Origin of the sequence: Methylobacter sp. S3L5C, assembly GCF_022788635.1 — a bacterium.
Lineage (GTDB): Bacteria > Pseudomonadota > Gammaproteobacteria > Methylococcales > Methylomonadaceae > Methylobacter_C.
This window is the reverse complement of sequence record NZ_CP076024.1, coordinates 4045057-4067378: the sequence shown is the minus strand read 5'-3', so window position 1 is coordinate 4067378 and position 22322 is coordinate 4045057. Positions and strand designations below refer to the sequence as shown.

General features: G+C 42.2%; 17 protein-coding genes and 5 pseudogenes. 10 read left to right on the top strand and 12 right to left on the bottom strand.

Annotation, left to right across the window (positions count from 1 at the left end; genetic code table 11):
- The first annotated feature begins 76 nt into the window (after window positions 1-76).
- Window positions 77-1413, top strand: a pseudogene (locus KKZ03_RS22120) (IS4 family transposase).
- Window positions 1414-1422: 9 nt separating this feature from the next.
- On the opposite strand, the gene KKZ03_RS18445 reads toward KKZ03_RS22120, so the two are convergent.
- Together KKZ03_RS18445 and KKZ03_RS18440 are read right to left on the bottom strand one after the other, a co-directional pair.
- Window positions 1423-1815 carry a hypothetical protein gene (locus tag KKZ03_RS18445; protein ID WP_243218220.1) on the bottom strand — a complete coding sequence of 131 codons (393 nt, stop codon included), beginning with the start codon at window positions 1813-1815 and terminating at the stop codon, window positions 1423-1425.
- 235 nt (window positions 1816-2050) lie between these two features.
- On the bottom strand, window positions 2051-2404 hold the full coding sequence (locus tag KKZ03_RS18440; RefSeq protein ID WP_243218219.1) for a hypothetical protein: 354 nt from the start codon (window positions 2402-2404) through the stop codon (window positions 2051-2053).
- 59 nt (window positions 2405-2463) lie between these two features.
- On the opposite strand from KKZ03_RS18440, the pseudogene tnpA reads away from it, so the two are divergent.
- Window positions 2464-2814: pseudogene (gene tnpA, locus KKZ03_RS18435) on the top strand (IS200/IS605 family transposase); the annotation flags it as partial.
- A gap of 366 nt (window positions 2815-3180) precedes the next feature.
- Here tnpA and KKZ03_RS18430 read toward each other — a convergent pair.
- From KKZ03_RS18430 to KKZ03_RS18405, 6 genes and pseudogenes are all read right to left on the bottom strand, one after another.
- Window positions 3181-3359 (bottom strand): annotated as a pseudogene (locus tag KKZ03_RS18430) (ISNCY family transposase); the annotation flags it as partial.
- A 153-nt stretch (window positions 3360-3512) separates the two neighbouring features.
- Complete coding sequence (gene ribA / locus KKZ03_RS18425) at window positions 3513-4220, bottom strand: GTP cyclohydrolase II (protein WP_243218218.1); 708 nt, start codon at window positions 4218-4220, stop codon at window positions 3513-3515.
- A gap of 141 nt (window positions 4221-4361) precedes the next feature.
- A complete protein-coding gene (locus KKZ03_RS18420) occupies window positions 4362-5495 on the bottom strand; it encodes a sigma-54-dependent Fis family transcriptional regulator (protein WP_243218217.1) in 1134 nt (377 codons plus the stop codon).
- The gene (locus KKZ03_RS18415; RefSeq protein ID WP_243218216.1) at window positions 5492-6211 is read right to left on the bottom strand and encodes an acyl-CoA dehydrogenase family protein; all 720 of its coding nucleotides are present in this window, start codon (window positions 6209-6211) and stop codon (window positions 5492-5494) included. The genes KKZ03_RS18420 and KKZ03_RS18415 overlap by 4 nt, the downstream gene beginning before the upstream one ends.
- Window positions 6212-6417: 206 nt before the next feature.
- Window positions 6418-7943, bottom strand: a pseudogene (locus KKZ03_RS18410) (IS3 family transposase).
- Window positions 7944-7987: 44 nt separating this feature from the next.
- Window positions 7988-8383 carry an acyl-CoA dehydrogenase family protein gene (locus KKZ03_RS18405; RefSeq protein WP_243218215.1) on the bottom strand — a complete coding sequence of 132 codons (396 nt, stop codon included), beginning with the start codon at window positions 8381-8383 and terminating at the stop codon, window positions 7988-7990.
- A gap of 443 nt (window positions 8384-8826) precedes the next feature.
- Here KKZ03_RS18405 and ssuD point away from each other — a divergent pair, with 443 nt between their 5' ends.
- Together ssuD and KKZ03_RS18395 are read left to right on the top strand one after the other, a co-directional pair.
- Window positions 8827-9969: an FMNH2-dependent alkanesulfonate monooxygenase gene (ssuD, locus tag KKZ03_RS18400; RefSeq protein ID WP_243218214.1), complete on the top strand. Its 1143-nt coding sequence runs from the start codon at window positions 8827-8829 to the stop codon at window positions 9967-9969.
- A 10-nt stretch (window positions 9970-9979) separates the two neighbouring features.
- Complete coding sequence (locus KKZ03_RS18395; RefSeq protein WP_243218213.1) at window positions 9980-11182, top strand: acyl-CoA dehydrogenase family protein; 1203 nt, start codon at window positions 9980-9982, stop codon at window positions 11180-11182.
- A 111-nt stretch (window positions 11183-11293) separates the two neighbouring features.
- On the opposite strand, the gene KKZ03_RS18390 is transcribed toward KKZ03_RS18395, so the two are convergent.
- A complete protein-coding gene (locus tag KKZ03_RS18390) occupies window positions 11294-12049 on the bottom strand; it encodes an IS5 family transposase (RefSeq protein ID WP_243217187.1) in 756 nt (251 codons plus the stop codon).
- Window positions 12050-12142: 93 nt separating this feature from the next.
- Between KKZ03_RS18390 and KKZ03_RS18385 the strand changes: the two genes are divergently transcribed.
- Both KKZ03_RS18385 and ribB read left to right on the top strand, forming a co-directional pair.
- Entirely contained in the window at window positions 12143-12886 is a 744-nt protein-coding gene (locus tag KKZ03_RS18385; RefSeq protein WP_243218212.1) for an amidohydrolase family protein, read from the top strand.
- 3 nt (window positions 12887-12889) lie between these two features.
- Window positions 12890-13366 carry a 3,4-dihydroxy-2-butanone-4-phosphate synthase gene (ribB, locus tag KKZ03_RS18380; protein WP_243218211.1) on the top strand — a complete coding sequence of 159 codons (477 nt, stop codon included), beginning with the start codon at window positions 12890-12892 and terminating at the stop codon, window positions 13364-13366.
- 187 nt (window positions 13367-13553) lie between these two features.
- Here the strand turns inward: ribB and KKZ03_RS18375 are convergent, their stop codons facing one another.
- Window positions 13554-15050, bottom strand: coding sequence for an ISNCY family transposase (locus KKZ03_RS18375; RefSeq protein ID WP_243216937.1), 1497 nt, complete (start codon window positions 15048-15050; stop codon window positions 13554-13556).
- A 196-nt stretch (window positions 15051-15246) separates the two neighbouring features.
- On the opposite strand from KKZ03_RS18375, the gene KKZ03_RS22115 reads away from it, so the two are divergent.
- Window positions 15247-15501: a 3,4-dihydroxy-2-butanone-4-phosphate synthase gene (locus tag KKZ03_RS22115; protein ID WP_371744907.1), complete on the top strand. Its 255-nt coding sequence runs from the start codon at window positions 15247-15249 to the stop codon at window positions 15499-15501.
- A gap of 149 nt (window positions 15502-15650) precedes the next feature.
- On the opposite strand, the gene KKZ03_RS18365 is transcribed toward KKZ03_RS22115, so the two are convergent.
- The gene (locus KKZ03_RS18365; RefSeq protein WP_243218210.1) at window positions 15651-16886 is read right to left on the bottom strand and encodes an SfnB family sulfur acquisition oxidoreductase; all 1236 of its coding nucleotides are present in this window, start codon (window positions 16884-16886) and stop codon (window positions 15651-15653) included.
- A gap of 452 nt (window positions 16887-17338) precedes the next feature.
- Here KKZ03_RS18365 and msuE point away from each other — a divergent pair, with 452 nt between their 5' ends.
- The 3 genes from msuE (at window position 17339) to KKZ03_RS18350 (ending at window position 20321) form a co-directional block, all read left to right on the top strand.
- Complete coding sequence (gene msuE / locus KKZ03_RS18360; RefSeq protein WP_243218209.1) at window positions 17339-17935, top strand: FMN reductase; 597 nt, start codon at window positions 17339-17341, stop codon at window positions 17933-17935.
- Between the two features lie 30 nt (window positions 17936-17965).
- Window positions 17966-19057, top strand: a complete 1092-nt coding sequence (gene sfnG / locus KKZ03_RS18355; protein WP_243218208.1) for a dimethylsulfone monooxygenase SfnG — start codon at window positions 17966-17968, stop codon at window positions 19055-19057.
- Between the two features lie 124 nt (window positions 19058-19181).
- Complete coding sequence (locus KKZ03_RS18350; RefSeq protein WP_243218207.1) at window positions 19182-20321, top strand: acyl-CoA dehydrogenase family protein; 1140 nt, start codon at window positions 19182-19184, stop codon at window positions 20319-20321.
- 85 nt (window positions 20322-20406) lie between these two features.
- Here KKZ03_RS18350 and KKZ03_RS18345 read toward each other — a convergent pair.
- Window positions 20407-21932, bottom strand: a pseudogene (locus KKZ03_RS18345) (IS3 family transposase).
- Between the last annotated feature and the right edge of the window lie 390 nt (window positions 21933-22322).

The following is a 22322-nucleotide window of genomic DNA, read 5'->3' as shown; positions in this document are numbered from 1 at the left end:
GCACTATTCTGGTAGAATTTTGAGTATTACAAAGTCTGATCAATAACTTAACCATGCCAGCTATTAAAAAAACCGTATTCAGCAGCAAATTGACCGCTTCAAAAAGTCATTTTTGCAATCCCAAGGACTAGGTGTTGAGGATTTTTTTCAGCCGACAGCATTACCAACATTATCGCCAATACCCCGCATAAACGCTCCTCGGTGTTCTTGCCCTTAGTCACGCTTAAAGCTTTCATTTTCCAAGTATTAAGTGATGACGGTTCCTGTAAACAGGCAGTGGCAGGCGTATTGATTGATCGTATCGTCGATGGACAACCAGCCAATACGGTTAACACGGGACCTTACTGTAAAGCCCGACAACGCTTACCACTAAAGGAACTCAGAGCAGCCACCACAGCTGCTGGTTTGCGTCTTCATAACCAGTCTCTGGCCGCGTGGCGATGGAAGGGTTATAACGTTGTCCTTACTGATGGAGCAACGGTGCAAATGCCAGATACACCAGAGAATCAGGCAGACTTTCCTCAGCTGGATAGTCAAAAGCCTGGCTTGGGCTTTCCGATTGCTCGCATGGTTGTGTTGATTTCTTTGGCTGCAGGAACCGTGCTCGACTATAGCTTGGGAGCCTATCAAGGCAAAGGAACTGGCGAAACATCGTTACTCAGTCAACTGTTTGGCAGCCTGTCAGTTGGCGACTTGCTGATGGCGGACCGCTATTACTGTACCTTCGCAATTATTGCGCTCTTGTAGGCTCGTGAAATTCCTGTGCTATTTCCACTACATGCCCGGAAAAAAGTAGATTTCAGTTTGGGTGTCTACCTGGGTGCAAGAGATCATTTGATTGACTGGACGAAACCCAAACGGAAACCGGTATGGATGTCCAAGCAGGACTATAGCGACTTGCCGGAATCGATTACCGTCCGGGAGTTTGCGGTAAACGGCAGAATCTATTTGACCACCTTACTAAATGCAAAGGGCTTTCATAAGCAAGAGCTGGCTATGCTTTATAAGCAGCGCTGGAAAATTGAGCTGGATTTTCGTTCCATCAAAACCAATATGGGCATGGAAATATTACGGTGCAAAAAACCTGACATGGTAAGCAAGGAGATAGCTATCCACTTATTGGCATACAACATCATTCGTGGCAATTTGGCACAGGCAGCCAGCCTGCATGAGAAGATACCCCGCCAACTGAGTTTCAGGTCAGCAGTGCAACTGGTCATTCAAGCCGCCAAGCAGATGGTAGGCTTGACAGGGAACCAACTCATAAGCGCCTTGCGTGAATTATTAAAAGCAATGGCATCAACGGCCATTGGAAAACAAAAACGTAAGAGCCAGCCAAAGGCAGTCAAACGCCGACCAAAACCCTTTCCTTTGCTGATGGTGCCAAGAAACGAGGCATGTTTAAGCCTCTGACTTTGTTTTTTATATTTGCGGTAGTAGTATTAGATACAGTACCTTACCGTCTGCCGTGCGGGTGGTGATTTCACACCAGTTCACCATTAATGCATCATCGGCATCACGCAAGGGCACGTTGCTGACATAACGATAGGTGTCTGTTTCATGGCGTTTGCCGGTCCAGCGAGTCTGCACCAAGGTTTTAACAATACCGTTACGGGTCAGATCATCAATCCATTCATACAATGTCTTATGAGAATCCGGTTTGCAGACCAGGGTAAATTCAAGTCCTTTGGCCAGCAACGCCCGACAAAATGGCTCATGACAGTACAAATCATCACCGAGTACGGTAGTGCCACTGGCTACCCCGACTTTCCAGCCAGCGCAGAGAGGCGTTGATCTCGCAATCCTGTTTTTCATGACCGTCCTGCGGGCGAACAAATTCTGGCGCCAGTGAAATAACCTTGTCACTGCCAGACTTAACCAGCACCGGTGTTATTACTTTATGCGAATAGCTGACTTTACCGTTACGGTGTGTTTTAATTGAACAGCAGGCGCCGTGGAGCTTTTGTGATACCCACACGGTGCACCAGCAAAAAATAGTCGGATTCCATCCAATGCCAGCAGTAATCGATTGTCTGTTGAGCGAAAAGTATCAATCACCCCCCGCCCGTTGCAAACCGTCAAATACAAAATCAAACAGCGGATACACTGTCGCAGGCTCTACCGCATCAAGCAGGCTCCGGATGTGATTGTCTGTTGGGATCTTAAAAACACCGAACAGTGTTTGTGCATTATTTTTCCCTTGTGTATCCTGCATGGTCCGCTGAAAATCTAAAAATGACGGGCTTTGCATGAAAAATACTGAAAATGCACTCAGTCCAGCATCAGTCATCGTATAGTTTGTATTCTTGCCGGTTCGAGGATCAGAAAAAGTTTCAAAAGTGGTATGCAATTGCTTGACTACATCACTAAAGGTCAAGGCATTTAATCCAAAGGGGGCACTCATATCACAGGTCTCAATAGGAATCGGTCTGCCATTTTAGGTCATTAACATCATAATGAGAATTGCTGATACTTTGGATTCCAAAGTATATGAAAAAAAGCCTTTATAAGGAGTTGAGGCAATATCTGGGATCAATACTAAAAGATTTAGCCTTACAAAAGGAATACAAGATTGAGGAAGGACATTTGATGTCAGATCAGATCAGATCAGATCATGTCATGTCCATATTCTAATCTCAATTCCACCCAAATATTCAGTATCAAGGTTGTTGGCTTTATTTAAAGGGTAAAAGCGCTATATCCATTGCACGAACTTTTATGGGGCGAAGAAAGAATTTCACCGGACAAAGTTTTTGGGCAAGAGGATATTATGTTTCAACAGTGGGCAGGGATGAAGTCACTGTACGAAACTATATCAGGCATCAAGAAGAAGAGGATAAACGAATAGAACAACTCGATTTATTTTAAGGCATTGTCACCTTTAGGTGGCACAATTATTAATCCGCTTTATGTGGTTCACATTTTCAAGCCTCCGGTTTTGTCGGAGGTTTTTGACTTTGGTACTGGCACTGATTTTTCGGATACTTAATCCGACGCTGTAGCTGAGTCTAAGGACTTCTCGTAATTTTCGCATTGCTGTTCTCTTCGCTGACATATTCTTTCCATAAAAGGCTGAAAAGATAGTCTGATTAAATAAACAATGCGTTAGGCAGGATTCTGGCAACTTGAACACCGATTCTGGAAAAACCCAGAAAGTGTTCAGCTTGGGCTAAAATATACAACTTTGTCGTCAGTGGTCTTTTTCATGATTTGACTGTGCAAGATAAAGCCATGACTGTCTTCCATGATGCAGGTCCGTAAGCCCAGATCAACTAAACTCCGGCTTTACCTTTGCTAATCCATCCGGTATGCGGCTGGAACAAGGATAAGGCTTTTTCGTCATGGGGAATGGTTTTGCCTTGAATGGCGAGGTGTCTAATCCTTCCAGTCAGCATTCAGCATGTGGTCGCGAGTTTTATCATTTATGTGCTCCTTGGAAGATTTTTTTCGTAGAAATAAGTCTATTTTTCAAAGGAGTTTTTAACTGCTTAGGATATTATTTATCTGAAAGCCTATATCTTATGAATGTTATTTAGTAAGTGTCCTAATTTCATTTTTTTAGTTTGTAGGTATTGAAAATTACTTTTATTTGGCGTGGTTGTTAATGGGACCAAGCTGTTAACACAAATACCCAGGGTTTTAAGGGCATTGAATTTGTTAGGGTTATTACTCATCAGCCTAATCGAATTAACATTGATGTTTTGAAGAATTTCTGATGCGACTTCAAAAGACCGTGCATCTACGGGAAGACCTAAAGCAATATTGGCTTCAACTGTGTCAAAACCTTGATCCTGAAGTGCGTAAGCGCGGATTTTATTACCAAGACCTATCCCTCTCCCTTCATGATCACGAAGATAAATGATAATTCCAGCACTTTCTTCTGCAATCATTTGTTGAGCTAGCTTTAATTGTTTTCCACAGTCACAACGATTTGAAGAAAAAATATCTCCAGTCAGGCATTCTGAATGTATTCTAGTGAGTACATTCTCCTTAAAATTGACTTTACCCATAATCAAGGCAACATGTTCAACAGAAGTCCTACTATCTTTATATGCATAAATGACATAATCACCAAATTCTGTGGGTAAAATAGATGAGGAAATTTTAACTAGATTTTTCATGGTTATATTGTTATTAAATATTGAAAGTTTCCTTAAAGCGTATTGAGTTATCTTTGCCACTAGAGCAAGTAGTTTTTTTAAAATGTTGGTTGCCAACATAGACTGTCAGCACGCTGTTAAAGGTATTGAGTTTGGCATCTTCAAAAATCATCTATTCTGAATGCCTAAACTGTGACGAATTTAATTCGATACTGCTACCGTATACACGATGATTTAGTGATCAATCAATTTAATGCATTTTTATCTGATGGCATTAATAGCCCCCATTTTAATCAACCTTGCCCTCACTATATTTCGGCTAATACCTAATAATTTAGCCGTTTGAACCGCGTTATTATGGCAATAGTTATAAGCAGTTCTCACGATTGTATCTTCAAGATGGTCATAAATATTTTCTGTATTGGATTCAAATAATTGATGTAGTGCATCATTTAGTTTATTTTGCTCAAGACCATAATTCGTGCTATTTTCACCTCGATTGTGAAGCTGAATACAAGAAAGCAGGAGATCTTCACTAGTAACAATATTATTCTTGCAAAGTAGCAGAGCATGATGGATGACATTCTCAAGTTCTCTTATGTTGCCTGGCCAAGGGTGCCGTAATATTTTTTTCTTGGCTTGTTCATCTAACTTAATATCACCATATTTCAGTCGACGCGTATATTCAGAGATGAAATATTTAGCTAATGGAAGGATGTCTCCTGGACGATTTCGTAATGTTGGTAGTTCAATGTGGGCAACTCTTAACCGATAATATAAATCTTCTCGAAAATGTCCGGCTCGAACGGCTTCTTCCAATTTTACATTAGTCGCCGCTACCAGTCTGACGTCAATAGTCGTCGGGGTTGTTGAACCAAGCCTCACTATTTCCCGTTCTTGGAGAACACGTAGCAGTTTTACTTGAATACTGAGTGGCAAGTCGCCAATTTCATCAAGAAAAAGTGTGCCGGAATTTGCTGCTTCAAACCAGCCGGCTTTAGCAGAAAATGCTCCAGTGAAAGCTCCCTTTTCGTGACCAAATAACTCACTTTCCACCAGTGTGTCTGAAAATGCCCCGCAATTAACAGCAACAAATGGTTTATCTCTTCGATTACTTAAACCATGAACGTGGCGTGCTATCAATTCCTTACCAGTGCCCGTTTCACCTATAATTAAGACATTTGCATCACTAGGCGCGATCAATTTTATCCGAGCAAGTAGCGCAATAGATTTTGGATCCTCAAATACCTGTGCAGTGGCTCTAATTGACTTGCTCAGCTCTTGTGCATTCGGTAAGACCAATAAATTGGTTTGTTGATTTTTCTCGTCTATATTATGAAGCTCAAATGCTTTTTTGGACGTTCTATCAATAGAATAATTGTTCATAATATTCATGAGTAAAATGTTGGTTTAGGATAAATATTGTTTAGTGCCCACTCGCCAAGTTCCTTAACTTTGTAATCTAATGGATCATGCAGGGTATGTGTTCTAAGGTTTCGCCAGTGACGATCCAACCTTAATCCGGCATGTGTAGCTCGTGACCCCATGACTTCGAACATTTTACTGGTAATGTCTAGTCCTGTTCTTGTCGCTAAAATTTTTGCTGAGTTAATTCGGATTGCTACTTCGCCACGCTCATCATCAGAAAGCTGGGCATTTTTTTTCCAAGCATTATCCAATTTTATGGCAGCAAGATCAGTTAATGCTTTAGTGCTTTCAATCCCAACCCAGAAATCTCCATAATGTTTAAGAATATAGGGATCATGATTAACTGCTGCCATATTTGAGGTATGCCATGGTCTTGCTTCATGAAGGCTATATTGTTTGGCATCTTCAAAAGCACCCTCAGCGATGCCTAAATAAATATTCGTTAATATCAGTTGAGCGACTAATGGTCGCAGGCATGAAAATGGTGTTGACAAAGGACCGGGATCTTTTAAGATTTCATGTTCTTCAACACGAACTTTTTCAAAAATCACACTGCCGCTATCTGTCTGACGTTGGCCTATATTATCCCAGTCATTGATTAGTGTGACACCACTTCTACCTGTTGGAATCGCAGCAATTAAGAGGTTGCCGTTCACTTTTTCCTTCGCGGAAATGATTAGCATTTCAGAATCTATCGCCCCGGAACAAAAGCTTTTTTTACCAGAAAACTCATACCAATTAGGAAATACCTTTGCGATTAATCTTTCATCTAACGGATTAACAGCATTACCCCAAAACCGGTAATTGTCAATGTAGTTGTCGCCTCGACGGTTAAATCTTACTCTGGTTTGTTTTCTAAATAATCACTTCCTTGGTAGCATTTTTTTGTTTAGACCTTGTCTGGGTTAAGGTGGGCTGTCTGGATTTTTTCCCAATTACGGGAACTTCCAGTCCAGCGTTGCGGATGTTTAGCACGTGCTGCTTCGTAGACGACTTTACGGTTATCCAGAAGCTTGTCGTCCAAGCCTTCATGGCGTTGCGCTGGAGTAATAAACCGAATAGCGCTGTGACGATGCTCATGGTTGTACCATTCCACTAAGCTTGTGACCCACTGACGCGCTTCCGTAACATCGGCGAACGGCTTTAGCGGATAGTTAGGACGATATTTCAAGGTCTTAAACAACGATTCTGAGTACGGATTATCGTTGCTAACCGATGGCCGACTAAACGAAGGCATGACACCCAGTTGTTGCAAGGTCGCCAGCATAGTCGATCCCTTCATCGGACTGCCGTTGTCAGAATGCAGGATAAGCTGTTCTGCCTGTATCCCTTCACGATGACAGAGATCACGTAACAATTCGCCAGCCAAGGCGCTGTTTTCTTCTTCATACACCTGCCAACCGACGATCTTTCGGCTGAAAATATCAACAAATAGATACAGATAGAAAAACTGTCCACGGATCAGTGATGGCAGATAAGTAATGTCCCAACTGTACAGTTGATTAGGTGCTGTAGCACATGCCGCGCGTGGCTTTGTTCGTGTTTGAGCCGGACGTTCGCTACGCCGATGGGTAAGCTGTTTTTCCTCGCGCAGGATGCGATAGAAGGTCGACTCAGACGCCAGATAGCTACCTTGGTCGGCCAGTCGTGGCACGATCTGACTCGGTGGCAGATGACCAAATTCATCTGAATTAGCGACGATCAGCACCTCGGCACGCTCGATTGCTGTTAGTTTGTGTGGCGGTTGATAGTCACGCAAGGGGCGTTGATCGCAGTGAATCGTCTCACCTGTCTGCCAGCGTTGTAAGGTACGCTCACTAAGTCCTAATACTTCACAGGCTTTAGCTTGACGTGCTCCCGCAGTTACTGATTCATTAAGTAAAGCAATCACTTGTTCGCGCTCTTCGTGGCCAGTCATTCGACCTCTCCCCCCAAGAGCGCCCGGAACTTTTTTTGCAGTACCAACAGCGCTGCGGCTTCTGCTAAGGCTTTGTCTTTACGCAATAAATTGCGCTCAAGGCTTTGGACTTCTTCTTTCAATATACGCAGGACCCGCGCTTCTTCACGCTTGTCTACTAAGTCATCCTGGCGGCAGAAATCAGCTTTCCATTGTTCCAACTGATGAATAAAAACGCCGCGTTCACGACACCAGGCATTTAAGTCTTCACCGATCAAATTATAGGTTTTTTGTAAAGCAGTAAAGCGTTCTTCAGAGCTCCAATCTTCGGGACGCTTTGATTTTAGCGGTGCAAGTTTGACGTCCTGTTCCTTCTGTTTCATCCAAGCCTTCAAGGTTGTTAAATGGATATTCAATTCGTTTGCGACGGACTGAACTGATTGGTCATTACTACGATTGTATACTTTTACCAGGGCCTGCTCTCTGAAGCCTACTGAATACCTTTTATATTTTTTCATTTCTACTCTCAAATTTTATTTTTTCTTAAAAGTTGAGGCGACAACTATTCTGACGCAGGGGGAAACCAGTTGAGCTGAGCTGTTTGCTCAAACCAAGGCTTCCATTGTTCCGGTTTTGAAAAAAGATAAACTGTCGCTAACATCAAATGTTGAAATCCAAATAAATGGGCAAGCGAGCTATCTGCTTTTGCAATTTCTCTGATTACCAGCATAGCTTCTGACCAATTGGCTCCCAGCCCTCCATATTCCTTGGGAATGATTAAAGAAAGCAAGCCACTTTCACGGATTTGGTCTTTTTCCAATTTTGGAGTCCCACCAAGATAATCTCTTTCAGCCGCAGTTTGAGCAAATTGTTTAGATAATCTTCGGGCAATCTCTAATGGGCTTTCCACATTTTCATTTAAAAATTTTTCGTTGGTCGTAAATACATTTTTATTCAAAGTTAACACCATATTTTTTATATCAATAACGCTCTAATTCAATTAAAAACTGCTCTAATGAGATACAAGTCCAAAGAATATGACCTATTAAAATAGAGAAAAATTAAACTATTAATAGTTTATTTCTAGAATTAACAGCAGATAACGTGCCAATTACAGAGCTTAAGATGCTGTTCCAGCAGCATTTATTGATTAATAAGCAGCATCAATAACTTGCGTTGATAGCAAAACGCACTGAGATGCTTATTTCAAGACCGGTAAATATAAAATTTGAATTTTTTCCGAATATTCTGCTGCTATAACAGCATAGATAGTGCTGAGCTGCTTCTGTAGCAGCAGGAACAGTAACGCATGAATGCTAACTTAATGAATTTATGTTGAAATTTTTATGGCACGATAATCGCTATAAATTCAATAGAGTTCTTTCTAAAAGGAAAATTAACATGAAAATATTCTGGTTCCTTCCCACGCATGGGGATAACCGTTACCTAGGTGCCGAACATGGTGCCAGACCAGTCACTTATTCTTATCTAAAACAAATTGCACAAGCCGCTGATAACTTGGGTTTTGAAGGGGTATTAGTACCATCGGGACGCGCATGTGAAGATCCTTGGGTGATTGCTTCATCCTTGATTAATAGAACTAAAAACCTCAAGTTTTTAGTTGCAGTCCGCCCAGGATTCACTTCGCCGACCGTATCGGCACGAATGGCTTCAACCTTGGATCGTATTTCCGGGGGTAGACTATTGATTAATGTTGTTGCCGGTGGCGATCCTGTTGAGCAACAAGCGGATGGTAGTTTTCTAGAGCATGACGAACGCTATTTGGAAGCGAGTGAATTTTTAACAATCTGGAAAGCTGTACTATCAGGTGAAACAACGAATTTTGATGGCGATTATATTAAGGTTAAAGGGGCAAGCCTTCCTTCCGGCTCAATTCAGAAGCCATACCCCCCATTATTCATAGGTGGTTCATCGGATGCCGCTATAGACCTTAGTGCTGAACATATTGATGTGTTTTTAACATGGGGAGAGCCACTTGCGGCAGTAGCGGAAAAAATAAACAGAGTGCGTGATAAGGCAGCCAAATTAGGCAGAACGTTAAAATTTGGAATTCGTCTGCATGTTATTGTAAGAGAAACCAGTAGTGAGGCATGGAAAGCCGCTGATGAGTTGTTGTCCTATGTGACCGATGAAACTATTACTGCCGCACAATCAGCAGTTGCCAACTTTGATTCGGTAGGACAAAAAAAAATGACTGAGTTACATAAAGGCAGTCGGGATAATCTCGTTGTTGCTCCCAATTTATGGGCTGGTGTTGGCTTGGTTAGGGGCGGTGCCGGTACTGCTTTGGTTGGCAATCCAACAGAAGTTACTAGCCGAATTAAGGAATATGCTGACTTGGGTATTGATTACTTTATTTTCTCGGGCTATCCACATTTGGAAGAATCATATCGGGTCGCAGAGCTTTTATTTCCATTGTTACCGATTGATCTTACCCCAAGCCATGAAGCAGGGATTAAAATTAATCTCACTGGACCATTCGGTGAAGCTCTTGGTAAATCTCAAGAACCAGTATCAGCATAAGGTTAAAATAATGAAAGCAGTTAACCTGGATGAACCATCAAGTCCAAGATTTGTTGGGCAAATTCATGAAGTAGCAGAAGAACTAAGTCAGTATTTTTATGAAACCGCTGCGGAACGGGATGCTGAAGGGGGAACACCATTAGAACAAAGGCAGGCAATTCGGGAAAGTGGATTGCTTAAGCTTTCAATTCCAGAAGAGTTCGGAGGATTGGGCGCTAATTGGTCAACTATTTATAAAACGGTTAGAACTATCGCTAAAACTGATAGCTCCTTAGCTCAAGTGTTCGCCTTTCAATTTCTTATGCTAGCGTCCATTCGATTGTATGGAACAACAGACCAGTGGCAAAAATTATTTAAAGAAACTGCAGAAAAAAATTTATGGTGGGGTAATGCACTCAATCCTTTGGACACCAGGACTATCGCAACACATCAAGATAATCATTTATTCTTTAATGGTCAAAAGAGTTTTTGTTCGGGTGCAACGGATTCGGATCGCCTGATTATTTCTGCGATTGAAGAGGGCACTAAAAAATTTATTGTGGCAGCTATTCCGACACAACGTTCTGGTATTCATCTCAATAATGACTGGAATAATATGGGGCAACGCCAGACAGATAGTGGTAGCGTTGAATTTACAGCGCTTAGGGTAGAAGAGCATGAGTTATTAATTAACCCGGGACCGCTTAGTTCTCCATTTTCAAGTCTACGATCTTTAATAGCTCAATTAATTTTTACCAACATTTATCTTGGAATTACTGAAGGTGCATTGTCTGAAGCGGTGAAATATACTCAAAAAAATTCACGTGTCTGGTCAGGGTCACTAGCCAAAAACATTCAGGAAGATCCTTATACCCTTTTACATTATGGTGAGTTTTGGGCCAGTCTCGAAGCATCAAGGGTGTTGGCAGATCATGCGGCCAGACTTTTAGATAATGCCTGGGAAAAAGGCTTAAGCCTGACTGCAGAAGAGCGAGGTGAAGTTGCACTTGCCATTTTTGCAGCAAAAGTAAATATCACCAAGACGGGTTTGGATGTGACATCGCGCATATTTGAAGTCGCTGGCGCCAGATCCACAACCTTTACGCTCAAGCTGGATAGATTTTGGCGAAATTTGCGCGTTTATACATTACATGATCCTTTGGATTATAAATTAAATGAATTGGGTGATTGGGCACTAAACGGAAATTATCCTTCTCACAGTTTTTACTCATAAAAAAATAGATAAAAAATAGATAAAAAATTATGCAAAAAATTATTGATATGAGAAATCGTCCTGCTTATTTGCACGATTTTTTTGGAGCTACCCCTAGGTTCTGTTGACGTTTCACCTCAGCCATAAAAGCACCGAGGAAAATGATAGCATCCCCATGTAATTAATAGCTTTTTTCTCATATCGTGTAGCAATTCTGCGATAGTGCTTGAGCTTACCGAACATACATTCAATGGCATGCCGCTCCTTATAATGCCAATAATCGCACTCAATATCTTCTTTTCGGTTCGATTTAGGTGGGATAACCGCTTTTATTTCACGACTGGCTAACCACTCCCGCAACTCGTTCGTGTCGTAGGCTTTGTCTGCTAAAACGGCTGAAGCATTAACATTTTCCAATAAAGATATGGCTTGCTTGCATTCAGCCTCCTGCCCGCCTGTCAGGATAAATTTGATGGGCATGCCCAAGCCATCACAAAGCGCGTGAATCTTACAACCAAATCCACCTTTGGAGCGCCCAAGTGCTTCATTCTCAGCAGAACTATATGCCGCTCCAGCTGCGCAGGCATGTGCTCTAATAACTGAACCATCCATGGAAACATCTTGTAAATCAGCGTCTTCAGCAAGATGACAGAGAATTTCACCCCATATGCCATTGATACACCAACGTGAAAAACGCTTGAAGATGCTATTCCATTTACCATACGTTGACGGTAATACACGCCACTGTGCTCCCGTACGTAATATCCACAAAATGGCATTAACAAACTGCCTGCAAATATCGGGTAAACCGATATGAACTCCAGGCAATTTTTTTAAGCTTGCCAAAATACGAGTCCACTCTTCATCACTTAATGTTATCCGCTTCATTTCATTCAAAACGACTTATTCTACCGGATTGGTGAAACGTCAACAGAACCTAATACTCCAGGTTATGAAACGGCTAAATGGCTTAATCAACGAGTGGGATCAAAAGACATCGAACATTTCAGGCGATCTTCTACGTTAGAAGGCTATCTTGCTGAAATTGATCATGCCGGTGTAGATAAGGCGGTAATCGTAGGGAGAGAAACGCCAAGTCTGACGATAGGTAATGATGAGATTGCCAAATTAATTGCGCAAAGCCAAAAACTGATTGGGCTTGGCTCTGTGGATATACAAACCAGAGGTGAACAAAGTGCGCTCGATGAAATCGAAAGATCGGTCAAGCAGTTAGGATTTAAGGCCATTAATATAGAACCAGGATTTGCTGAACCGGCTTTGTATGTTGATGATCCATCACTGTTTCCTGTGTATGAAGCGTGCATTCATCTAGGTGTTCCTGTTTGCTTGATGAGTGGCCCGACAACACCCGATTTTGATTATGCGCACCCAAATGCAGTAGCCAGGCTGGCTAGAAAATATCCATTACTTAAAATTATTTGTTTTCATGGCTATTACCCTTTTGTGAATGAAATTATTGGCGCTGCATTTCGCTATGCCAATATTTATCTTGTCCCGGATATGTATATTTTTCAACCGGGTTCAACGCTTTATGTTGAAGCGGCAAATTCTTGTTTAGGTGAGCAACTTCTGTTTGGGTCTTCTTACCCGTTTCGTGATTTGAAACAAACGATTGACGATTTTGCTGCACTTGGCTTCAAAGATACTGTTCTCGATAAAGTTTTTTATCAGAATGCCGAACAACTTTTAAATATTAAGGCTTAGGAAATGGGAGGAAACTTAGAGACGTTTGATAGTGTTAGCGATGCCATTCAAGCGATTGCCAATGGTCAGTTTGTGGTAGTTGTCGATGATACTAACAGAGAAAACGAAGGTGATTTGATTATTGCTGCCGAAAAAATTACCAGTAGTCAAATGGCCTTTCTTGTCAGGCATAGTAGTGGCGTTATCTGTGTTGCACTGGGGGCCGAGAGACTAGCGCAACTTCAATTGCCGTTGATGGTAAATAATAATACCGAGTCGCATAGAACAGCATTCACGGTTAGCGTTGATTATCGATATGGAACATCAACGGGAATCTCTGCACATGATCGAGCATCGACGTTACGGGCCTTGGCAGATATTTCAACACAACCAGTAGATTTTTTAAGACCAGGACACATCTTTCCTTTAAAAGCGCGGCAAGGTGGTGTTTTGGATAGACCGGGACATACTGAAGCGGCTTATGATTTAACTAGTGCCTGAACGAAAAAGCCACTTTTCAAAAAAACCAGCTCAACATCCGGAAATATTTTTTGGAAAAATCTTTCCGGAGTGGAACAAACGACTTATTTTCTGATTTACCATCAGTTTTTCAGAATTATTTCTAATAATCACAAATTATAAGCGCACCTTTCCTGTGGATAACCTGTTGGCTGTTCTCAAAAAAGCGTCAGGCAGCTAGTTTTTGTTGCTCGTTAACAAGCCTTAGCCGTTCCATGTCGCGTTTAATTGTGCCGAGCTTTTGAATGTTACGCGATAACACGGCTAAGCCAACATAACGCTCGAAGGCTTCAATGCCATGATCAAGGCACTTATCCAGCCCATGTACTTCTAACGCATTAATAGCCGATTCTACGGCGGAATGTTGCTTTTTTGCCTGTTTAAATTCCGCGGTGTATTCACGATTCTGGTCGGCTTTGGATAGCTTGCCTTTTTTGGGTAAAACGACTTGCTCAAGGAGGGCTTTCAGGTCGGTTTGATTGGCCGGACTGTGGAAACCTTTGTCAAAGCTACAGGCGTTAAAACTTGGGAATTTTACTTGAGTCGCTTTAACCATCGGCACGGCGACTTTGTCGTCGGTAGTCTTTTGCATGACTTGACTGTGCAATATAAAGCCCTGATGGTCTTCCATGATACAGACCCGCAAGCCCAGTTCAACCGGGACTCCGGCTTTGCCTTTGCTGATCCATTCGGTGTGGGTCTGGAACAGGGAAAAGACTTTTTCATCATGGGGAATGGTTTCTCCTTGAATAGCGCGACGTCTAATCTGCTCGATTTGACGTTCGGCATGCAGGCTAAAAGTGCTCAGATCGGTAAGCAACACTTCTGGTATGTGAAAGTGATTTTTTAACGTCAACATACTGGCTTTAGTGCGCTCAAGATAAAACCCTGCCAAATCAATATAGTCCTGGTAGGCCTGTTTGATCTCAAGTGCTTTGGCGGCCTTGATAGCGTCATTTTTTGACGTGGAATGTTTGAGTTTTTGCAGCGTGCGATACCGCCTTTTAAATTTAGACAGGTTGTGCTTATGCAATCGCCATTCAGGCAAGGCATGTTGCAAGCTCCATTTGACGCACGTCCGAATCAGAATCCGGATCGCATCATGCAGTAAACTGATATCGGTTGGAAAATGCACGTTGGTTTTTAACACAAAAGAATCGCAACGGCCTCTGATCAGCGCATGAATATCCAGATCCAGTAATTGATAGCCGGCTCGAATAACTTCAGTACTAATACGCGCCATGATCGCTGGCGTAAACAGCTTGAGATTGTCTTTCAAGGTTTGCAGGCGATAGCGTTTGTCGGCATCAAAGCAACCAAGACCGAGCATTTCACGTAGGGTGTTATGCTGATTGGCCAACTCCAGAATGCGATCATAGTCTGTATTCAGTCCTACGCGTAGCGATCCTAACACCAAAATCGACCATTGATTCATACCGGGGCGGCCTTTGTCGATGGCAACGATTTTTGTCACTTCGGCGTCAATTTTAGTAGGCACCACATCCTCCAGTATTTTAAAAACAGCATCCCTTAATGGCTGAGTCGTATAAATGTGTTGCAAGCCCAGCAAGATGATCGGAATGTCATCACGGGAGGAAACATCTATTTTGATATCAGCAATATCGCGTTGACCGATGCTCATTTGTGGAGAAAATACCTTTCTCATCGGGAGTTTTCCAACGAGAATTTGAAAGCTGAGGCGCTTATCCGGGAGGTAGCTTTTGCCAAGCCCTTTTCGATGAAAATAATAATCATAATTATCAGCAAGTTACTTAAATTCAGCATTTTATACGCCAATAGGCTGTTATTTGATTTTCAATAGCCTATTTTATCGCAACTTATTGTTTTGTATTAAATAATTTATTACCGTTCAAACACTAACTAGCCTGGCAGGTTTAAATTCAGTAGGAGTGCTTTGTGAAATTGTGAATGATGACGGCAGCATGGCTCGTCGACCGGATTTGTTTGCCTTTGCAAAACAACACGATCTTAAGATTATTACTATTGAAGATTTGATCGCGTACCGTAAACAAAATCTTCTGGAACATTCTGAATATGTGAATTATAGAGGGGGGCTATCTAACGCTAGATGTACCATTGAAGAAGTGCGCATCTAATCTTCAAGACTAAAAAGCCCATAAATAATATGGGCTTTTTAGAGTGATGTTAAATTTCTATTGCACGTTATTTTAAATTTATACAGATACCAACCTATAAAAGGATAGTATCTGTAGGTATTTAAATTATTTACCTGAAAATCTATAATTCAAAACCAGGGATGACGAGGCGGATTAATGCCGTTTAATACATAATTACCTACCGCATAGTATTTCCAGCGCACTGGATCATGCAGTGTATGAGTTCGTGCATTGCGCCAATGACGATCAAGATTATATTCTCCTAATGTTGAACGGGTACCCGCTAATTCGAATAATTTACTACCTGCCAGCAAAGCCGTTTCCGTACTAAATATTTTTGCCTCTGCTACAGCAATGGATGCCGCTGCGACTGTATCCTCATTGGACTTCAGTTGGGCATGATCAATTAATTCACCGGCTCGACTTAATAACGCTTCGGTTGCATGTACCTGAATTTGAATATTACCAATATCCTTTAGTGTCAACGGGTCTTCATAGCCATGTTCTAAACTTGTATCTATCCAGGGACGAGTATGGTTGCGTACAAAATACAGTGTGTCCTTCAATGCGGCGCGAGCAATACCGGTATCGACGGCTGCTTGAATAATTTGTGCGATGGGGCCCATGGTAGTTGGGTTTTCAAAAGCAAGATAGTGGGGTAGTACATAGGCTGTGGGGATGAAAATATTTTCCAGGATAGTGGTTCCACTGGCGGTAGTGCGCTGACCAAAACTTGACCAGTCGTCGATAATAGTCAGACCATCTGATCCTTTTTTTACGAAAGCAACCACGGTGTTGTCGTTTTCATCTTTTGCGACGACAGGAACCCAATCAGCAAGTAGCGCACCCGAAGAATAGAATTTTTTACCGGAAAGTAAATAGCCGTCTTTAGTAGGCGTGAGACGGGTATTTATATCCGTAACTTGTTTTGTTCCAATCTCAGAAAAAGCATTGCCGAATCTTAAGCCTTTGAGGGCCAAGTCAAAAAAATACTTCTTTTGAAACTCGGTACCATCAAGACGAATGGCTTCTATCATGTAGAGATGATTTTGTGGTATTTGTCCGACACATGGATCTGCTTCGGAAACGATAGTGATTACCTCAGCCAAGGTTTTATTTGAAACAAATGCACCACCATATTCTTTAGGTATGGTTATACCCCATAAGCCACTTTGGGAAAAAAGGTCAAGTTCTTTACGGGGCAAGATTCGTTCTTTGTCACGAGTGGCTGCTCCTTTGGCAATTTCTATGGCTATTTTTTTAGCCACTTCAATCGCCTCTGCATCTGATTTAATGATATGCGCGCTTGGTCTGGGAATGATTTCCAGAGCAGCTTCGGCAAGGATTCTTGGTGATGATGGCATAAATGCTCCGTGTGAAAGTAATTGCTAATTAAAAAAGCCAGCGTTTGTATATCAAATAAACGCTTACTATCTGTCAAGCACTTAATATGCCAATAATTAACCCATTGATTATTAAGTATTTTTATATTTTTCAATTAAGGTTAATTGCTGAAGTTCTAATTTTATGCTGATGGGTTGCTTATAGAGCAGCAGCATACAAATATAGATGTCCAAAAAAAACAGACTGAATGTAGGTGAGCTGATAGTTTATGAAAAATGCTGCCATAGCAGCAAGGCATCAGCAAACAGGCATGATAATCAACAAATCCCCTTCGCTTGAATTACATTAACTTATTGATAATTATCGATAATTATACATGGCACAGTTTCTGCTCTTATTAAAATGTTCATTTAATTTATGTGTATTCACTATTTTAAATTGATTTGTTAAAAACATTTAACTGGAGAGAATTATGAGTCATAAACTAAAAATAACTGCTGTGTCCGGTGGAGCTGGTCAGCCGTCAAGAACGCTCACCATTATTGAAGAAATAATTAAACGCCTCGATAAACAAATCCCTATCGAACTTCATTTGATTGAATTAGGCCAAATAAGTAGCTTGCTTGGCGCGGCAGGAACTCGTGATGCTTTACCTGAGCCTATTAAAAAGGATATAGAGGCCATTGAAACGGCAGACTTGCTGATAGTTGGAACGCCAGTTTATCGAGGCTCTTACACGGGTTTGTTTAAACATCTATTTGACTTGGTTCATCATGAAGCACTCATTGATGTTCCGGTGATACTCAGCGCAACCGGCGGTAGTGACCGACATGCCCTGATTATCGAACATCAACTTCGGCCTTTATTTGGTTTCTTCCAGGCATTAACACTGCCAATTGGTGTTTATGCTACTGAGGCCGAGTTTGTTAATTACCAAGTAGCCAGCAAAGCACTAGAAGCACGACTTGATTTGGCGGTAGAAAAAGCATTGCCGCATCTTAAGCATCGTAATTTGGTACCCGAACAAGCGTCCCCGGTAATTAATCATCAAGATTTAGCAAAAGCCTAAATTTTAAAATAAAGTAATTCAGGAAAAAATATGAGTGTAGAACAACTTAAATTTGCCTATTGGGTACCTAATGTTAGCGGTGGTTTAGTCGTCAGTGATATCGAACAGAGAACAAGTTGGGATATTGATTACAATCGTAAGCTGGCACAAATTGCAGAAAAAAGTGGTTTTGAATATGCGCTGACCCAGATCAGATTTACTGCTGGTTATGGTGCTGAATTCCAACATGAGTCAGTGGCTTTTTCACATGCCCTGCTTGCTGCAACCACTAAAATTAAAGTCATTGCCGCTATTTTACCTGGCCCGTGGGACCCGGTCTTGGCTGCCAAGCAATTATCAACCATTGATAATCTTACTGAAGGTCGTATTGCGGTAAATATTGTTTCTGGTTGGTTCAAAGGTGAATTTTTAGCCATTGGGCAACCATGGTTGGAGCATGATGAGCGTTATCGCCGCTCTCAAGAATTCATTGAGGTTTTGAAAGGTATCTGGACAACCGATAGCTTTACTTACCAAGGTGATTTTTATCGACTCCATGATTACTCATTAAAACCAAAGCCATTACAGCAACCTCATCCCGAAGTATTTCAAGGCGGGAGTTCTCGTGCTGCCAGGGATATGGCATCTCAAGTTTCTGATTGGTATTTTACTAATGGCAATACTGTGGAGGGTATTAAGGCACAGGTTGATGATATTCGGGAAAAGGCGACTGCTAATAACCATAAGATAAAGATAGGTGTGAATGCTTTTATTATTGCTCGTGATACTGAAGAGGAAGCCAAAGCAGTATTGGCTGAAATTATAGCTAAAGCCAACCATGAAGCGGTCAATGCTTTTGGGCACGCAGCAAAACAAGCAGGGGCATCGACTTCTGAGCTTGAGGGAAATTGGGCCAAATCAACATTTGAAGATTTAGTGCAATATAACGATGGTTTTAAAACCAACTTGATTGGAACACCTCAACAGATTGCTGAACGTATTGTTGAATTTAAGGCGGTTGGAGTCGATCTGATTCTATCAGGCTTTTTGCATTTTCAGGAAGAGGTCAGTTACTTTGGCAAGAACGTTCTGCCACTCGTACGAGAGCTTGAATCACAACAAAAAGTAACTGCGACTGCTTAATGCCACAACATAAAAATATGTTGAATTATGACCGTAAATACATTGCGATACGGGATTGTATGCTGCAGAACAAAATTATGGCGGTGCGTAACGCAATTTCCTAAAACTGTTTAAGGAATAAATTATGCCTATACATGATTACGAAAAAATCCGTTCTGAAATCCGTACGTTGGTTGACGAAGTCATTCGACTTAATGCTGAACAAACTGACCAAGGTATTTTTCCTAGAGAAAACCTTGAAGCCCTTGCTCTGGCTGGTTGGAATGGGGTGCTTGTTTCTAAAGAATACGGCGGTCTAGGCCTGGATTACGTTGCCTTTTCAATCGTTGCTGAAGAGATCGGTCGTGTCTGCGCTTCTACCGGACTGGTTTATGTGATGCACACTGGCGCTGCTCAGACCATCAACTTATTTGGTAATCACGATCAAAAAGAACGTTGGTTGAAACCCGCGCGGGACGGTTTAATCGGCACCTATTCTACCAGCGAAAAAGCATCAGGCGGACACTGGTGGTTTAATTTTAGTGAGGCTGCCCGTGATAATGACAATAACTATCTGCTCAATGCCGAAAAATCATTTACTACCAGTGCAGGACAAGCAGATTACTATATTTTTCAAACGCGCTCACCTGGCGCTAAAAGCGCTACCGATATTAGTTTTTTCATCGTCGATTCCAAGCTGGATGGTATTAGCCATGGCGTTTGGGATGCACTTGGCGTTCGTGGTAACCACAGCGGTCCAATTACTTACAAAAATGTGCACATCAAAAGTATTGATCGCCTAGGTGAAGAAGGGCAGGGTAAAGATATTGTTTACCACGGCGTTTCACCGGTATATTTAGTCGGTTTGGGGGCTGTTTGGCATGGCGTAGCCAGAGCAGCATTAGAAAAAGCTGTTGATCATCTAACGGGTACGATCCATCGCGATTTCAACCGAAAACTGTCTGATTATCAAGTACTGCGACAACAATTGGGTGAGTCCAAAATATTAGTGGAGAGCCTGCGCCCTTGGCAGCACGATTTAGCCAGACAATTAGACCAATTGCAAGCCAATGGTGAACCACAAGGGCAAATCCTGCTGTCGTTAACTGAATTCAAAGTCCATGCCTCAGAAGTTGCTAACATCTCGGCACGCAATGCCATGGATGTCAGCGGCGGTTATGGTTACAAAAAAGGCCAGCTTGAACGCATCTTCCGCGATGCCCGAGCAGGTATCAGTATGGGGCCATCCAACAACATCGCTCGAGAATGGATTGGTAAACGGTAATTGTCAATGTAGTTGTCGCATCGACGGTTAAATCTTACTCTGGTTTGTTTTCTGAATAATCACTTCCTTGATAGCATTTTTTTGTTTAGGCCTTGTCTGGGTTAAGGTGGACTGTCTGGATTTTTCCCCAATTACGGGAGCTTCCAGTCCAGCGTTGCGGATGTTTAGCACGTGCTGCTTTGTAGACGGCTTTACGGTTATCCAGAAGCTTGTCGTCCAAGCCTTCATGACGTTGTGCTGGTGTAACAAAGCGGATAGCGCTGTGACGATGCTCATGGTTGTACCATTCCACTAAGCTTGTGACCCACTGACGCGCTTCCGTAACATCGGCGAACGGCTTTAGCGGATAGTTAGGACGATATTTCAAGGTCTTAAACAGCGATTCTGAGTACGGATTATCGTTGCTAACCGATGGCCGACTAAACGAAGGCATGACACCAAGCTGTTGCAAGGTCGCCAGCATAGTCGATCCCTTCATTGGGCTGCCGTTGTCAGAATGCAGGATAAGCTGTTCTGCCTGTATACCTTCACGATGACAAAGATCACGTAACAATTCGCCAGCCAAGGCGCTGTTTTCTTCTTCATATACCTGCCAACCGACGATCTTTCGGCTGAAAATATCAACAAATAGATACAGATAGAAAAACTGTCCACGGATCAGTGATGGCAGATAAGTAATGTCCCAACTGTACAGTTGATTAGGTGCTGTAGCACAGACCGCGCGCGGCTTGGTGCGTATTTGAACTGGCCGTTCGCTACGCCGATGGGTAAGCTGTTTTTCCTCGCGCAGGATGCGATAGAAGGTCGACTCAGACGCCAGATAGCTGCCTTGGTCGGCCAGTCGTGGCACGATCTGACTCGGTGGCAGATGACCAAATTCATCTGAATTGGCGAGTGTCAGCACCTCGGTGCGCTCGATTGCTGTTAGTTTGTGTGGCGGTTGATAGTCACGCAAAGGGCGTTGATCGCAGTGAATCGTCTCACCGGTCTGCCAGCGTTGCAAGGTCCGTTCGCTCAGGCCCAGCACCTCACAGGCTTTAGCTTTGCGAGCCCCCGCTGTTACCGATTCATTCAGTAAAACAATCACTTGCTTGCGCTCTTCGTGGGGAGTCATTCGACCTCTCCCCCCAAGAGCGCACGGAACTTTTTTTGCAGCACCAACAGCGCTGCGGCCTCTGCCAAGGCCTTGTCTTTACGTAATAATTCGCGCTCAAGAGTTTGGTTTTCTTCTTTCAATGTACGTAAAATCCGCGCTTCTTCACGTTTGCCTACTGAGTCACCCTGGCTACAAAAATCTGTTTTCCACTGCTCCAGTTGATGAATAAAAACGCCGCGTTCACGACACCAGGCATTTAAGTCTTCACCGATCAAATTATAGGTTTTTTGTAAAGCGGTAAAACGTTCTTCAGAACTCCAATCCTCGGGACGCTTTGATTTCCGGGGTGCAGGTTTGACGTTCTGTTCCTTCTGTTTCATCCAAGCCTTCAAGGTTGTTAAATGGATATTCAATTCGTTTGCGACGGACTGAACTGATTGGTCATTACCACGATTGTATACTTTTACCAGGGCCTGCTCTCTGAAGCCTACTGAATACCTTTTATATTTTTTCATTTTGAATCTCAAATTTTATTTTTTCTTAAAATTTGAGGCGACAACTATTCTGACGCAGGGGGGTAAAGCTTTGGTTGGGCTATCTTTAGAATTATTTGAAGCGGGTGGTGAATAATCTCAAAACCATCCAAAGGTTAAATATGCGTCAATATTGGTAACTAAGTAACTTGTTACGGATGCCAAACCTGTGTCTAAAAATATTTTATTGGAGTTTAAAATGTATAAAGAATTAGTTTCTCTCGAAAGCTTCTGCCGGATAAATTATTGGCGATCATCAGGAGTGATAGTCTAATACTGCTACCGCAAATGTAATTAATCTATAAGTTACAGTTAGATACGCAAATAATAAGATAAAGATCAAGCACTATTCTGGTAGAATTTTGAGTATTA